The following is a 13,773-nucleotide window of genomic DNA, read 5'->3' as shown; positions in this document are numbered from 1 at the left end:
TTGCGGGTTCTACCCCCCATAAAAAGGGTTTTTCAAGGTATCGCCGTCAACCACTAAATCGGAACCCGGAGGGACCCCCGATTTACCAATTGACTGCATGAACGGCAACCTGGTGATAGTGCGTCACGCTATTTAATTAATGGCTGTGATGCGGCCATCAACAATGAGGTACTTAACAGCTGGCATCAGGCCCTTCTCTCCAACTTTCCCGATCGTCGTTTCAAGGTCATTCCCACACCACCACTGAAAGCGAATTTCGGTTCCTTCTCCGGCCGCGACGGATGATCCAGGTCCTGCGGTCACTGTTGAATCTGAACCAGTGATTACGTTGCAAAAAGCGCCAGTATCAATGCTGCTGTTGTCTCCTGCGATAACAACGCAGTTGTTTCTGCACTGTATGTAAGATTCAGCCCCTGCAGTTATGTTGCAGTTGTCAGCAATGAATACGGTGAGGTGGAAGCCGGCCTTGATGTGGATGTCATTGGAGAAGGTGAAGTTGCGGTGATCACCGCAGGTGATTTGTGTTTGCATAGGTTTCAGTCCCAAATATTAGTGCATTAAGCGCGCCAAAACTGGTTCCAAGCAGGATTGGTGGCGAACTGAACATGGTTTGGAACCCGGATGCACTACCGGCCGCTACAAGTAGCGCCACGCCCAGCCCGCCATTGCTGGGGACTGTACTATGCATCACGGGGTTCCAAGCCCGACCGTCGATTGTGCGACGGATTTACGACATTATAAGTTTACTGCTTTGAAATTCAAACAATGATCATCAGCAACGGCAACTTTGCTGAGTGCCAAAGCTTGAGAATCTTGAATCTTTGAAGCTAGGGTTAGCGCTACGTAAACAACAGCTGTGCATACAATAAATGACAGCAGGAAATGTCCATTTATCATCAAGGTCGTTGCAACCGCTATATAGGCCATCGCAGTGGCAATGCTCAGTGCAGTAACCTTTGCCAGTACACTGTTTCCATACTTAATGGAGGAGCCTATGATGCCAGCGATTAACACTAATCCTACGAGCGCCCCGATAATCGGTATGGCGCAAATCACAGATGTAATCATGAAAATGAGGCTTAGTTTTTTCGTGAAACCGGACTTGGTCAGATTTACGTCTGTTTCGTATAGTATTTCAGTGGAAATATTAAATACACGAACCATGCGACCGTTTGTATAAACAATTCTCACTGTATCGCCGAGAGATAGCCCTGATGTAATTTCATCATTTAGCTCAATGTATTCACACTTGTCACCCACTTTTAAGGTGACAGCATTACCTGTAATTCTTTCCACTACGCCAGTTTTTAAATTATTTTTCATTTTAACGGCCTCAGGGTATTTAACTACTTATAAAATAGCACATATCTTAAGAAGGGGCAATAAATACCCCTTTTAATGATTATTATTTTATACTGTTTTTTGGTGCGCCACCGTTAGAATTGCCTGAAGGATTTGATCGCGGTTGTCTACTCCCTGAATTAAGTCCACTTTCAGTTTTATTAGCCAGAACGTTAACTGAATGTGCAGCTTTGTCAGACATATCTCTGCCGAGACTTTGACTCATATGTCCTCCTACCCAGTTGATAACTTGATCAGGTACAACATTAATCAATGAGAAGGAAGAACCCACGAGAGCAATAGCTGTTCCACAATATAAAACTAAATATCCGATAAGAGTTGCTATTCCTGTTATTGAATCAAACTGAGCATTAGCCATTGCGGCGGGCATGAATTTGTTTAGTAACGTTCCGCCAATGATGACGATACCTCCGCCTAATAAAAACCCTCCAACCATTAATGTTGGTCTGAACATTAGATTCAAAATGAAAATGTAGCCGTGGGTAGTTTTTTGCCCCATGCCTTCACCATTGCCTAGCAAATGGGCAAAGGCCCATAAAGCTGAAGCATAAATGGCCTCGCCTATTATGACGAAATAATTTACGCACGCTGCAAGCCATATTAAGAACGGCATCAGCGGAATGTAAATTGCTAATGTTATCCCGCATCCAATTAACATTATAAAGCTAAGGTTAATATAAACACCCAGAGACTCAGCTAACGACTCAATTGCTTTACCTACACCTGAGAATTTGTTAATAACATTTCCAAGAAGTGATTCGTTTGCTCCAGCCATAAATGCTTTGATTGCGGCGAAGCTCAGTATTCCTGCCTCTGAACTTGTTATGACGTAATCGCCAAGGTTTTTCATAGCAATGACTGGGTTCACTTGTCCGGAGTCATTTTGTGACAAATTGATCAGTTTGGTTGTAAGAGACTGACCTGCTGTATTAAATACGTATCCAAGAAAACTTGATGCGTCAGTAATGTTGTTAGCTTCGTATGATGATTTTGCTGTTAGAACTCCAGCACTTGAATTGTCAGTTACGGAGCGCTGTGCCTGATATGCGCTCATGACGAGTCGATACTCATCATCCACTGCAGGGCCTTGCCCCGTTGATGCACCAAATGCCGAGCCTTTAGCGGCTGCTGTATTCCCAATACGATTATTCGCAACGGCTAAAGTTTGATACCAGCTTCCTAACGACATCCATCCTTCAGTCTTGATGGTGTCCCCGACCTGGCTGGTGAGGTTTTTCAGTTGGCTATTAATATTTGATGACCTGATGGCCGCTGTTACCTTGTTCTCGTAAATCTGACTGGCGTTCTGGATGATAGCTTCCGCGTTTACCAGATTGGCGTTTTCGTTCTGCTGGCGGGCCAGCACACCGTCTACGAATTGTTGTGCGCCATCACGCAGAGCTCGTTGCATCTCATTAAGGCCGGTAGCGTGAGCTTCACGAATCGCATTAATGTCAACATCAGCTGAAATGCCAAGCTTTGCCAGTAATGACTGATCTTCTTCCACGGCGATAGTCGCTCCACCGCACGTATAGCTACGGGACTTGAGAATGAAACCATTGTCACCGGCCAAGCCAGACTGGTTGATATAGTCGCCTGCTGAAGAAAAACCGCCAACAGAATTGAGGTTATCGAGGCTGGCATTGATGCCGAACATGCAGAGGTTCGCCTCAAAAAGAGAACGTGATAATTCGACAGTTGAAGGCGCTGCAGGTTGCAGTACAAACGACTGACCATTCATAAACGCATCTACTGTGAGGTCTGTGGCAATATTCGCTCCGCCCACACCAACTTTTGCCGCGGCGTAAAGCATTAGCAGTGCGCTCAGACTCCACCCATTAGGTAGTGGAGTTAAGAGTGAAAATGCCGCCAGGACGCGGATAGGCATCCATACTGATGCCTGGTCCTTATCCAGAAATACACCATCATGCGCTGTCTGGCTGGTCTTCCTCAGAATGATATAACCGCCCATGGCAGTGCCGACTATGAGGAGAGTAGAGCTGAAGACTTTGAGGACCTGAGAGACCAGGCTGTCCCCTCCGTCCTCGAGTATACCGTTCAAAGGGTCATTAACGATCTGGCCAAAAAGCTTCACCATTGCCTGCCGGCTAATGTCGGTACCGCGATCGGCAGCCGTTGTAAGATCATCTAGATTCTCCGCATGGCCAGCTATAGGTGCGCCCAGGGAAACAACAAGCAGAGCCGTCAGAAGAGTTCTGCTTATCTGTGATTTCAGGCGCGGATTAAGCGTATCGCGCACCCAGTTTGTTTCAGCCCGAAAATCAGCAAATCCCCCCTTCTCGCTTTTGCTTAAACGCCGGTTGTCAATTTGCCAGATACGGAACTGTGCCGGCACGGCAAACAACATCATTGATGCTGAGAAAATTAACATACCCATGCCAAACAGCATGGAAGTACGAATCAGGGTAAACGTGCCTCCCAGAAAAATTAAATATGCCAGCGCCAGGATCATTCGCTTCCGAATGACCAGCATCTGTCGCACTTCTGCGAGACTGTACTGTTGTCCACGGATGGCCGCATTTCTTTCAGCAAGCTGTACAGCCTCTTCAAACGACAGTTCTGCACTGTCTTCCTGTTGGTCCTCCGTCCGGGCCTGGCCTTTGCGCGCGGCAAGCTTTTGCCGTATGTCGGCATGGAGATCACCGATAACGGCGCGGCTGTCATCGTGAGTTCGCTGCAGCCGCTTTATGGTGTAGACAAGCGGAAGTAACGGTACCCAGATTGGAGAGGATACGGCTTTGCCAATAGTTTTCAATTTCATGATTACTCTCCACCCATGCGTGCACCGATCGCCTGATACTGCTTATCGAGTAACGGACCATATTCAGCCCGGACCTGTGAAGCGAGCTGCTGTCCGGCCACGACATTACCAGCCTGAATTTCATTACGCAGTTCCAGAAGCAGTGAATTCTGGAGGGCATTTACTCGGATGATTTCCCGCTGAAGATTTTCCCCGTCCATCTCCTGCAGGTCCTTTTGATATGCAGTATTTGCATATCTGCGACCCACTTCGAATTGAAGGAATTCGGCTTTCGACATTTTCCCCGTTGAACGGGCTACGTCTGACGCGGTTTCGTCGAAATAGGATTTCGCGCTTGGTGACTGAAGGGCTTCCTGCAGCAGCTCTTTCGTTTCATCAAGTGGCTGGCGTTCAGCAAGCATACGTTCCTGAGGGTCAGCCGCAGCGCTGATGGAAGCATTCATTTGGGTTGTGACGCCCAGGTACACTTTCCCGGCCGCACTGCTTGCTTCAGCTTTTGTCAGGTCTTTGCTTATCGAGCGGCGCGTCGAGTTCTGGATATACATCCGGGCAACGTCGGTCTGCTCCTGAGAAAAGGTAAGATCAGGTTTTTTCCCATCCTTACCTGCCCCTGTCATAAGAGAATCAACACGCTTGTCTGCACCGGGCATACTGGTATTTACTGCCGGGCAGGCATCAGAGCCGCCGTATGCCGCATAATCAATCGCGTCACAGTATTTAGCGTGAACGGCTGCAGAGCGAGAAGCGTCAGCTGTCGGGTTTACTGCTGGTTTATTTACGGCATTATTGATACTTGCGTTAGCCACCCCGCCCCCACCAGGGCGCAAAGAGCCCTTCGCTGCACTGCTGCCGGAAGATACAGAAGTGGCACCACCCGATGCGGATTCACTACAAATACTGCTGGAAACCTCCAGATCGTGCTTCGTTTTATTGATGCGCTCCTGACGGCTTTTTTCCGTCTGAAATTCCCGATCGGCTTTTGCTGCAGCTTCGACGGTCGTTGCCACTTTGCTGCCGTTCTGATTGATCGAAGAGCCAATTTGAGTCAGTAGAGTACCCATTTGCGTCTGAAACGAGCTAATCTGCAGTGCAATTGCATTGAAACCTGTTTTTACAACAGTAATCAGCGCTGCATCAGTAACGGGATAGACAGCCCACGCCCCGGCACTGACACCGCAGCCGATAACCAGAACCAGTAATTTTTTTCGAAAATTCATCTTATGCTCCCTCCCGGATTTCTTTTGATAACTCTTCGATCAGGTATCCTGCTACGGTCTGGTTTTCCTGATTAAGTCCTCGTTCCTTGATGCGTTCCTGGTAGCTCGCGGAGCTACCAGAAGGGAAACGTTTAACCAGATGCGATCGCGCAACGTCTGTACCAAAACGTTTATAAAGCTCATCACGAATGATTGTGTCTTTCTGGCTGGTACTGAAGGCCCATAACTCCGTAGCGCTCGCGGTGTTATTCAGGATGTGGCAGACGTTGCCAAGCTGAGTCTTGAAGAAAGCAAGGAAGTTAGCGCCGTTCGGCCCGGGGCCGCGACATTCACGGCGCAAGCGAATGATTGTTTCAGGCGTGACCTTAAATTCTTCCTGAAGGATTTTTTCATCACTTGAACTGCCGCCACGCAGAACAAAGACATCAGTAGCTGCTTCGCGGATCAGTGGGTGATGGTCTTTGAGGTATTGTGATACCAGCTCGATGACAAGGCCCAATTTTCGCCCCTGGCGCCCATCAACAACAAACTGATTTGACGTGAAGGGATCGTCGCTAAAGTTGTGCGTTTCATCGGCGGCGATCATTCGTTTCTCAGCCCGGTTGGCCAGGATGCGCGCTTCATGATGCGCCTTATAACGGTCGGGGCAGTATGGCATGAATGTTTCGGTATCGAGGAAGAAGCTACGGGTACCGAGATGCCGCGCCAGCATATAGAAAAGGCCAGCATGTTCTTTTTTGGTAGCCAGCACCTTTCCGAGTTCCACAGACAGAATTCGGGTTTCAGGAGATATTTCAAAACGCGTGCGGCCAGCGAACATGGGGAAGGTTGTCGCTACGTCACGTAAATGACGTATTACATACTGCTGGATAGTTTCGCTGGTTTCATTGACTCTTAATTCCGGGTACAGGTTACTGAGTTGCTCTGATGCCGCAATACTCGACAACATGGTGAACTCCGGTACAGCGAAGCGCTGGGCAGACGCTGCCAGTTGAGGATGGCCAGCGTCGAAAAGCATATCAACCACTTCCCACCAGGTGACCGTTTCCCACCAACGTTCATCTCGTTCGGATGTCTGACGGATCTCAGCAAGTGCCGTGTCCACTTTAAGATCCCGGCCAGTCTCGTAATGGAACTGAGATTCAGGATTTTCAGTAGCTTTGTACGCCATGTCGATGAGCTGGGAGACGAAGCCTTCGACCCCTTCAGGGATCTGCAAAGAAGTGACGCCCTCTTCATTTGTTTTCCGCTGCGCGCAAAGACGCTTAATAAAGTTATTTATGAATTCCCTTTCGTGAGCCAGGGGCTGACGAAGCCCGAGCTGTGTGTCGAAAATATTGGTGCAGTATTCACGACTGTTTTCGAGCTCAATGGCCATCACTTCGTTTTTGCGATGCTCGGGTAGTTCGTCTTTTATGAGATAGATCGTGCCAAACGAACTTTTACCAACATCAAGCATCAACATTAGAGGCAGGCTGGAGTAGCCCGGAGCGACTGCGAATGCGAAGTTTGTCACGTTCATCTTCAGGGATTTACCTGAACCTGGCGTGCCTGATGAGATTCGAATCCAAGTGTCCTGCAGATCGGAATAGGAATGGAGTGGAATGATTTTCCCGTCCGGAGTACACATCGGAAGCCAGCCGTTAATGAATGGTGAGGCTGGCCGGGCAAGTGGCAGCATTTCAGCTGCTTCCCTCAGTGGCGGTGTCATTACTGTGGAGGGATTTCCTTTAGAAAAACCGGGTACTGTGGCAGTCCAGTAAGCTACCGGATCGCCGGTTGCGCCGGACATTGAACAAACCCCCCATCCCTGGATAGCCGAATCCAGCGTGCTGACACGACGTTTTAAGGTATCTGTATCCCGCGCCCAGGTGGAAACATTAAACTGCATGGCCATAACCGGGTCATGCTCATCTGTTTCTTTCAGATAATCGAGAGCCTGTTTAACCTTCTTTGGCTGGCCAAAGAAGCCAACAAGCTGAGTGGTGAAATCCCTGAGTTTGCAGCTATCAAGGCCGCGAGGAGACAGATGGAACGTACAGCGAAATGGCATTGTGCGGTCCATGTTCTGCAGGAGTTCGCTGAACTGGCGAATTTCCTGAGGCGCCAGCTCCATATGCATATTCGCGTGCGCGAATTCGCCCGTGTCGATATACGGGGTACCCTCGATAATGGTCGGGTTCGATACGCATATTTGCCATTTCAGCTTGGTCGGAATGAAATCATCAATGTGCTTCAGGCGGCCACGTGGTGTAGGGCCGTCAGTAATAAGTTTGGGAACCCAGTTCTGTGAGGTGCGCTCTCGTTCAAGCATTATGCGAACGCCTCTGGCCGCCTCATGAACATCGAGTCGGCGCAGCATAATACCGGAGGTTCCGCTCTTATCGCACAGCCTGAAATTATCAATTACACGATCCACGTTTGTGATGTGCAATGTGCGCAGCGATTCGTAGATAGTGTCGAGATCCTGGCCATATTGAGGAATTTGGTTGGATTTGAGCGCCTTACGTTTGCGGGCTTTCTCCCCCATCTCTTCCTTCATCGTCTCCTTGGCAAGTGCAAGAAGACCGGTTTTCATCACAAGGAAATTTTGTTCGAAATGGCAGCGGCTTGCATTTTTGGAGATGCGCGAACGGATGATATCCTCAACCTTAAGACCCATTCTGCGACTGGCCATAATTTGCGGAGCAACGATACGCGCAAGTTCGTCATAAGCGCGGTCTGGGTCTTCCTCATAGGAAATCCAGAAATCGATACCATATTTATTGCATAAGGGGCGAAGACTCATGCAAAGCTCATTGAGCATTTCAGCAAAATGGTCCTTCCCTACAATCTGGAAAACACCCTGCAGGTCGAAAAAGGTAATAAGCTCACCTTGTTCGGTCGTGAAAATGTAGGGCTTTTCCAGCGAAGTGTCGTTATCGAGATCCCGTTTTGTAAGCGGAACGACAGAATCCCATCCTGAATATTCCGGAAGGGGTTTGTTAAAAGTCGATGAAGCTACTGAGGCTAAAAATCGGGTGAACCCGTCCATTTTATTTTCTCCAGAAGAGGAATTTGTTGATAAAGTTTTGCTTTTTAAAAGTCAGAAGGGACGGGTTGAATACCAGAAAGAGGTTTCTGTTAACTTCTGTCACCTGCTCAATCTGCTCTGGAGTCATACTTTTAAGTGCTCGATAAACTGCTGCCGGACTTGCGCTCTCATAATGTTCCCTGACGATGGCCTGGTGGGATAAAAGCCATTTCATCAAAGCTTGAGCCGCTTTTACTTTTTCCGTATCACTGCTACGCAATTCTTCAAAAATGCCGAACTGCAGATTGCACAGGTTCTTCTGCAGGTGGTTGGGTAGAAAAATGAAGGTGGCTTCATTTGTGATGTGACTAAATAAGCGCCACTTTTCAAAAGGAGAATCCGTTGTGGCAAACTCCCTGAATAATTCGTCAGCTGTCAGTCGTTTGGCCATGTCAAAAATTCCAGGCCCAGGGTTGCCCCTGAGCCATGTAATGTTAAATATTGGATTGGATTTCTACGCCGAGTGAATCAGCCGTTGTTTGTACCCAGAATGTACCGCCACCAAGAATGATGGCAGCAACGAACAAGATAATAATTTGAATAACTTTAACTTGTTGATCGCCCTCCGCTTTCGCCTTAAGTTTGAAGCCTGCAACGACGATACAAACTACGGCTGCAACATAACCCAGAACGATCGCTAAATCCTTGCCGCTCGACAGGACCTCCTTAGCTTTGTTCATGATGTCCTGTAAAGTTGCAGCACTTGCCGGGGCACAAAAAAGTAAATAAGAACTCAGCATCAGAACTGCATACTTCATAATCATTTTGAATTTTGAAATTGAAAGTTTACGCATGAAATATTCCTTGTGTATTTATCAGATGCTGTTGGCAAAAGCCGATAACAGCTGTGCTATTTGAACTAAAAAACCGCCACTAATAATATGAATAATGGCCTGCATCGACAGATCGCCGCTTTTACCTTCGCCGCTGGCTTTTTGTTTCAGCAGGTAAAGTCCCTTCATACCGAAAAGACCGCCCATCATAGAAACAAAGGTAAGAGCAGCATTAATTACACCTGCGAATTTACCTAAGTTGCCCCCTTCATCTACATAAGAAAGCATCCCGAAACTAACATCTCCGAGCCCGGCACTATTGCTGAATGCGCCAATCCAGCTGCCATAGTTTGCGATAAATGCTGCAATGGCCAGTACGCCAAATATCTCCCCTGGAGTAACCGCTGGAGCACCTGGTGCTGTGCCCCGTTTCATTTTCAAACCGAGGGAGATAATCCATACCGTTCCCATTGCTCCGCCAATGGCCCAGAGGAGTGACCAGAAAGGAACCGTGATATTGTTTATAAGATTTATAAACGCAACCGACATCTCTTCCATTATTCAATCACCCCTTTGGCCGTAATGACCTTCCTGAGAACGGGATCTATTTCAATTACGATTGCATTGTTGACTTTATCTCCTTTTTTAACTGAATAGACCGTGTTCCCTTTCTTCACAAAAGCGTATCCATCATAAACAGAGACAAGAGAGACACCTTTAAGCACCGGCAGGACCGCATATTCCGGTTTATTAGTTGAGGTTCGCCCGTTATTTTTGTTCTGATTTTCCTGAAGTTGCTTGTAATCAGCCTGTAACTGTAAATATGCACTTGCCAGAGCTTTATACTTCTCATCCCTGATGGCCGTGTTTTGTTGGGCAGCTTTAAGCTGCGCCTTGAGTTGTTCTATGTCCTCAACATCTTCTACAAGAGGCTCGTGCTCGACCGGTTTTGCTGGAACGGAAGCAGCCGGAACGGTTTCAGCAGCATCGATATTAGATTCGTTAGAAGCTTGATGCGTCTGCTGTTGTCCGGCTGTTTCTGAACTGTCAGCTGTTACCGCCGCCCAGATAAAAAGAATAACGAAAAGCAGCAACACTCCACCAAAACCGTAGATAAGGTAACGGACAAGATTGTTCCCCTTTTTCGGGTTCTTGGCTGGTCTGGTAGCTACCATTTCTTCAGGAACTACCGGATCAGTTTCCGCAATGTCATCAGTCATAAATGCTTCAGTGAAATCATTGGTATCATCGAGACCGTTGTTTTCTTTCATTACAAATAATACCTATTAAATGATAATTTTGGGATAAATTTTTTTAATTGATTTGCACTGAACCAGTTCCGAAAACAGGTCCATTTTCAGAAACGGGATTTGGCGACAGCATGTTGCTCTGCTGTAGTACCTGCCGCTGGCTGTCCATCTGCTGTTGTGCAGCTGGCTGTTGTGGAATCGAAGGGGCGGATTGTTTGCTTTTATCCACTGCGTCAGAGCTCATAACCGGAGACAGGAACATAATCCCGAAAGTCGACTCATCCCGTTTCGCCTGAACAGGCGGAACTCTCGCGTTATCCGCTTCAAGTACTTTTGCCGTTTGTTCAGCAAGACCTCCGATGAAAGTCCCTCTCACCTGATCGGCATCAACCTTGCCGGAACTGTCTGTTACTACCGTGCCATTACTGACATAGGTTGTACTGTTTGACTGGTTCTCATAAAGGCTCCCGACTTTTTGAGTCGCTCTGGCCAATGCTGGAACAAGAATGCGACGAATGTAGTTGTTATTGATCTCTGCGGAGAGCATTGAGCGGCCAGTATCGAGATCTACTGGTTTAGCCTGAACTTTGTAGGTTTCACCCTTGTAGGTCATGAGTGAGAACGTCATATCAATGTCTTCACCTACTAACTTGTACCCGCCGGCGAAGATCGTCGCATTGGCCAGTTCCTTACAAATGAGCGTGGCCCGCACTGCTGAGTTGGTGTTGGTATCAAGCTTGACCAGGGATTTTGCAGGACAGATTTTAAGGGCTTCATAGAGACGGTAAGGTGCTATCGTGGGCGCCACAACAGGGGCTGCCGCGTTCAGTGATGCGTTAGTCGTTACTGTTGGCATGATGCGTTGCGCATATTCAGGTGGAGTTCTGACTGGTGCATCAGACGGTTCAGAGTATGACCACGAGGTAGAAAGCTGCGCCAGAAGCTCCTGTGCTTCCTGACGAGCAATATTGGCAGGTTTCATTCCAGTTGCTACCTGAGAGGTCTCTGGCTCTTTAAACACGGTTTGCTTAACCGGAGCACTGGCTCTTTGCTGAGCTGGCGTATCAATTTTTATGTCGTAGTACGCGGGTATGGAAATCCAGCTTGAACCGCTTTTCGTCGCCTCCTCAGCTTTCCTTGAGTTGAAGGTTTCTATTTGCTTGGTATAAGCCTTGTTCTCGCCGGTAGAAATATCCTGGCGGCTTGTGATTCTTGCCATCTGAGATTTTGACTCTTCAGATGGCTTAGAGCTAACAGAAACAATCCACATAATGGCAATTGCAAAGAGGATGAAGGCAAAAAAACCACCGGCGATATAAGCGTTCCGGGATTTGTCACCACCCACTATGGATTTAATCATTTTCGATTTGGCCATGATCTATAACTCCACTTTGACCGTGATAGTGCTGCCCTGCTCCATCATCGTGATGAATGGAGAGATCTCCATTTCATAGACGTGGGTACCATCTGCAGAGGAAAGCGTCTTGGAAAACTGGGTGCGAGACTCAAGTACAGAACGGACATACAGCTTGTCAGCTCGGCGCCATACTGAGACTCGTTTGTTGTCTGTTTTAAGCTTGCTGGCGTCTTTAGGTGGTATACCATCCAGCAGTGACTGCAGCTCAGGATCGGAGAGCGCGATTTTGTTAACAGTGGTGATTGTATTAACTGGTGCAAGGGGACCGCGACGCGGGATTCGAATGTTAACCCTGCTGTCATATTTATACACTTTGTCAGCTGATGAGGGTTCTGCGTTTGCCAGCACTAAAGCAACAGGTACTGGTAAATCTTTCAATATCACACCGACATCACCATTCCCGTATGTGACCAGGGGCTGAATAGTTACAAAAGGCTTATCTTCAAAGCCACTGACATAGAATCGTTTTGCACCGCTGTGGTTTATTGGCGGATACTCAAGTGGCCATGGAGCACCGGTGATATCTTCAAACACAATATAAGTCGGCCGCCCAGGAGCGACACGAACAACAGGTGTCGCATCCCCCGGAGAAAGACTGATCGTTTGAGAGGTGATCTGAGGAACTGCATTTATAACAGGAGTGTTCAGACTGGCGCTCATCTCATCCCTTGCGGACAAAGCTTCCCGAATATCCTCCGGGGACAGATTTCCGGGGCGAATACCTTCCATCAAGGCCTGCTTGGTTGACATCATCTCCTGCTGATTACCGCTACGACCCGAACGTGAGGTCGTGCCTCCTGTCGATTGAGAATCAGCCTGTGTAGGCTCGAAAGACGTCTGATCCGGGAAACGCCGCGAAGATGCGGCGTTATCAGGTGCGGTATTGTTCAAAGTGGCACGCATTTGTGCCTGGTCACCGGTACCCTTTTCTACCCCAGGACCATCAGGAAAAGGGACCGCTGAATCGGTAGGGTCCACTGAAGCCACGATTGACACATTGCCAGATGACGAAACAGCCGCATTCAATGGCTGACAAATGAGTCCCAGTAGCGTGGCCACGAATGCTATCTTGTAATTCATTATTACCACCCTTGGTTACTTAGCTCAGTTAACGGCCGAATCTTTAACAGGCCGGGTAATTCCCTGTGAAATAGCCACACCTGCTGGGTTTACTTTTGGTTCGACTGCTTTAACGGTTGTCTGCAGCGTGAAATTCATAGGCCTTGTAACTGAGCTTTGACCAACGAATCTGATCGTGATGGGGTATTCAAGTTTCCAGTAGGCCACTTTTGATTTGCTGATGCCTTTAGCTGTAATAACTGCGGGGCCGAATTCAGTCCGAATATTAACTCGGTACTTCTTCATGATGTCGAAAATTCCTGCCTCCTTCATCGCCTGAAGAATATTCGCCAGCCCTTCATCAACGAAGCCAGAACGTCCTCTTTCAATATCCTGTTTATACGTATCGAAGTTGAGATTCATAATCAGATAGAGAGAGTCACGCGCTACTAGTTTTACGCCGTCGTCGGTGATGATTGGGCGATCCAGAGCAACAAGTGGTGTAATTCCACCTTCTGGATTTGTAGCAAAATACTCACGTTTCTGCGTAAGGATTACCATGAACATGATCGCAACCAGTACGACCAGACCGAGATTTGTCACGGTATTTATCAACGATGCCTTGGATAAACGACGACATGAGAGAACGGACTCGCGTGCCTCATCAAGAAGCCTCTGAATATCTGAGATTTCTTCCGCTGTTCTCGTTAATTGATGCTGTTCAGTGGGGCTTTTTTTCGAATTTTGTGAATCATCCATTTGGGATATCTCGCGGCCGCAAAAGTTACATGTAGTGCGTATTATATGTAATTATCGCGAAAAAGGAACCCTGGTATTTTC

The 13,773-nt window shown here is 47.8% G+C and carries 12 protein-coding genes; all 12 read right to left on the bottom strand.

Translation table 11 applies throughout. The features are described 5' to 3' along the window. Positions 1–132 precede the first annotated feature (132 nt). The 12 genes from ACQUTD_RS17600 to ACQUTD_RS17545 all read right to left on the bottom strand — a co-directional run bounded on the left by ACQUTD_RS17600 (position 133) and on the right by ACQUTD_RS17545 (position 13,692). On the bottom strand, positions 133–531 hold the full coding sequence (locus tag ACQUTD_RS17600) for a hypothetical protein (protein WP_473277371.1): 399 nt from the start codon (positions 529–531) through the stop codon (positions 133–135). Between the two features lie 204 nt (positions 532–735). After that, entirely contained in the window at positions 736–1,323 is a 588-nt protein-coding gene (locus tag ACQUTD_RS17595; RefSeq protein WP_045336795.1) for a hypothetical protein, read from the bottom strand. Positions 1,324–1,405: 82 nt separating this feature from the next. Continuing rightward, on the bottom strand, positions 1,406–4,144 hold the full coding sequence (locus ACQUTD_RS17590) for a DotA/TraY family protein (RefSeq protein ID WP_473277370.1): 2,739 nt from the start codon (positions 4,142–4,144) through the stop codon (positions 1,406–1,408). 2 nt (positions 4,145–4,146) lie between these two features. Further along, on the bottom strand, positions 4,147–5,361 hold the full coding sequence (traW, locus tag ACQUTD_RS17585) for a conjugal transfer protein TraW (RefSeq protein ID WP_045409097.1): 1,215 nt from the start codon (positions 5,359–5,361) through the stop codon (positions 4,147–4,149). A gap of 1 nt (position 5,362) precedes the next feature. Continuing rightward, positions 5,363–8,395, bottom strand: coding sequence for a hypothetical protein (locus ACQUTD_RS17580; protein WP_045409095.1), 3,033 nt, complete (start codon positions 8,393–8,395; stop codon positions 5,363–5,365). A gap of 1 nt (position 8,396) precedes the next feature. After that, the gene (locus tag ACQUTD_RS17575; protein ID WP_106672342.1) at positions 8,397–8,825 is read right to left on the bottom strand and encodes a hypothetical protein; all 429 of its coding nucleotides are present in this window, start codon (positions 8,823–8,825) and stop codon (positions 8,397–8,399) included. A 43-nt stretch (positions 8,826–8,868) separates the two neighbouring features. Then, complete coding sequence (locus tag ACQUTD_RS17570; protein WP_106672340.1) at positions 8,869–9,228, bottom strand: hypothetical protein; 360 nt, start codon at positions 9,226–9,228, stop codon at positions 8,869–8,871. 21 nt (positions 9,229–9,249) lie between these two features. Further along, the gene (gene traQ / locus ACQUTD_RS17565; protein ID WP_106672339.1) at positions 9,250–9,765 is read right to left on the bottom strand and encodes a conjugal transfer protein TraQ; all 516 of its coding nucleotides are present in this window, start codon (positions 9,763–9,765) and stop codon (positions 9,250–9,252) included. Further along, positions 9,765–10,478, bottom strand: a complete 714-nt coding sequence (locus ACQUTD_RS17560; RefSeq protein WP_473277369.1) for a hypothetical protein — start codon at positions 10,476–10,478, stop codon at positions 9,765–9,767. The genes traQ and ACQUTD_RS17560 overlap by 1 nt, the downstream gene beginning before the upstream one ends. Positions 10,479–10,521: 43 nt before the next feature. Then, positions 10,522–11,832: a DotG/IcmE/VirB10 family type IV secretion system protein gene (locus ACQUTD_RS17555; protein ID WP_106672336.1), complete on the bottom strand. Its 1,311-nt coding sequence runs from the start codon at positions 11,830–11,832 to the stop codon at positions 10,522–10,524. Positions 11,833–11,835: 3 nt separating this feature from the next. Beyond that, positions 11,836–12,954 (bottom strand): DotH/IcmK family type IV secretion protein, encoded by a 1,119-nt coding sequence (locus ACQUTD_RS17550; RefSeq protein ID WP_106672335.1) that lies wholly within the window; start codon positions 12,952–12,954, stop codon positions 11,836–11,838. 24 nt (positions 12,955–12,978) lie between these two features. Next, on the bottom strand, positions 12,979–13,692 hold the full coding sequence (locus ACQUTD_RS17545) for a DotI/IcmL/TraM family protein (protein WP_047722390.1): 714 nt from the start codon (positions 13,690–13,692) through the stop codon (positions 12,979–12,981). Between the last annotated feature and the right edge of the window lie 81 nt (positions 13,693–13,773).

Source organism: Enterobacter sp. K510 (assembly GCF_055804875.1).
The sequence above is the reverse complement of the archived record's forward strand: the minus strand, read 5'-3'. Positions and strand labels throughout refer to the sequence as shown.

Excerpts from the sequence above, each read along its gene's own strand:
- ACQUTD_RS17600 (WP_473277371.1), bottom strand. The coding sequence starts at position 531 with ATGCAAACACAAATCACCTGCGGTGATCACCGCAACTTCACCTTCTCC.
- ACQUTD_RS17595 (WP_045336795.1), bottom strand. The coding sequence starts at position 1,323 with ATGAAAAATAATTTAAAAACTGGCGTAGTGGAAAGAATTACAGGTAAT.
- ACQUTD_RS17590 (WP_473277370.1), bottom strand. The coding sequence starts at position 4,144 with ATGAAATTGAAAACTATTGGCAAAGCCGTATCCTCTCCAATCTGGGTA.
- traW (WP_045409097.1), bottom strand. The coding sequence starts at position 5,361 with ATGAATTTTCGAAAAAAATTACTGGTTCTGGTTATCGGCTGCGGTGTC.
- ACQUTD_RS17580 (WP_045409095.1), bottom strand. The coding sequence starts at position 8,395 with ATGGACGGGTTCACCCGATTTTTAGCCTCAGTAGCTTCATCGACTTTT.
- ACQUTD_RS17575 (WP_106672342.1), bottom strand. The coding sequence starts at position 8,825 with ATGGCCAAACGACTGACAGCTGACGAATTATTCAGGGAGTTTGCCACA.
- ACQUTD_RS17570 (WP_106672340.1), bottom strand. The coding sequence starts at position 9,228 with ATGCGTAAACTTTCAATTTCAAAATTCAAAATGATTATGAAGTATGCA.
- traQ (WP_106672339.1), bottom strand. The coding sequence starts at position 9,765 with ATGGAAGAGATGTCGGTTGCGTTTATAAATCTTATAAACAATATCACG.
- ACQUTD_RS17560 (WP_473277369.1), bottom strand. The coding sequence starts at position 10,478 with ATGAAAGAAAACAACGGTCTCGATGATACCAATGATTTCACTGAAGCA.
- ACQUTD_RS17555 (WP_106672336.1), bottom strand. The coding sequence starts at position 11,832 with ATGGCCAAATCGAAAATGATTAAATCCATAGTGGGTGGTGACAAATCC.
- ACQUTD_RS17550 (WP_106672335.1), bottom strand. The coding sequence starts at position 12,954 with ATGAATTACAAGATAGCATTCGTGGCCACGCTACTGGGACTCATTTGT.
- ACQUTD_RS17545 (WP_047722390.1), bottom strand. The coding sequence starts at position 13,692 with ATGGATGATTCACAAAATTCGAAAAAAAGCCCCACTGAACAGCATCAA.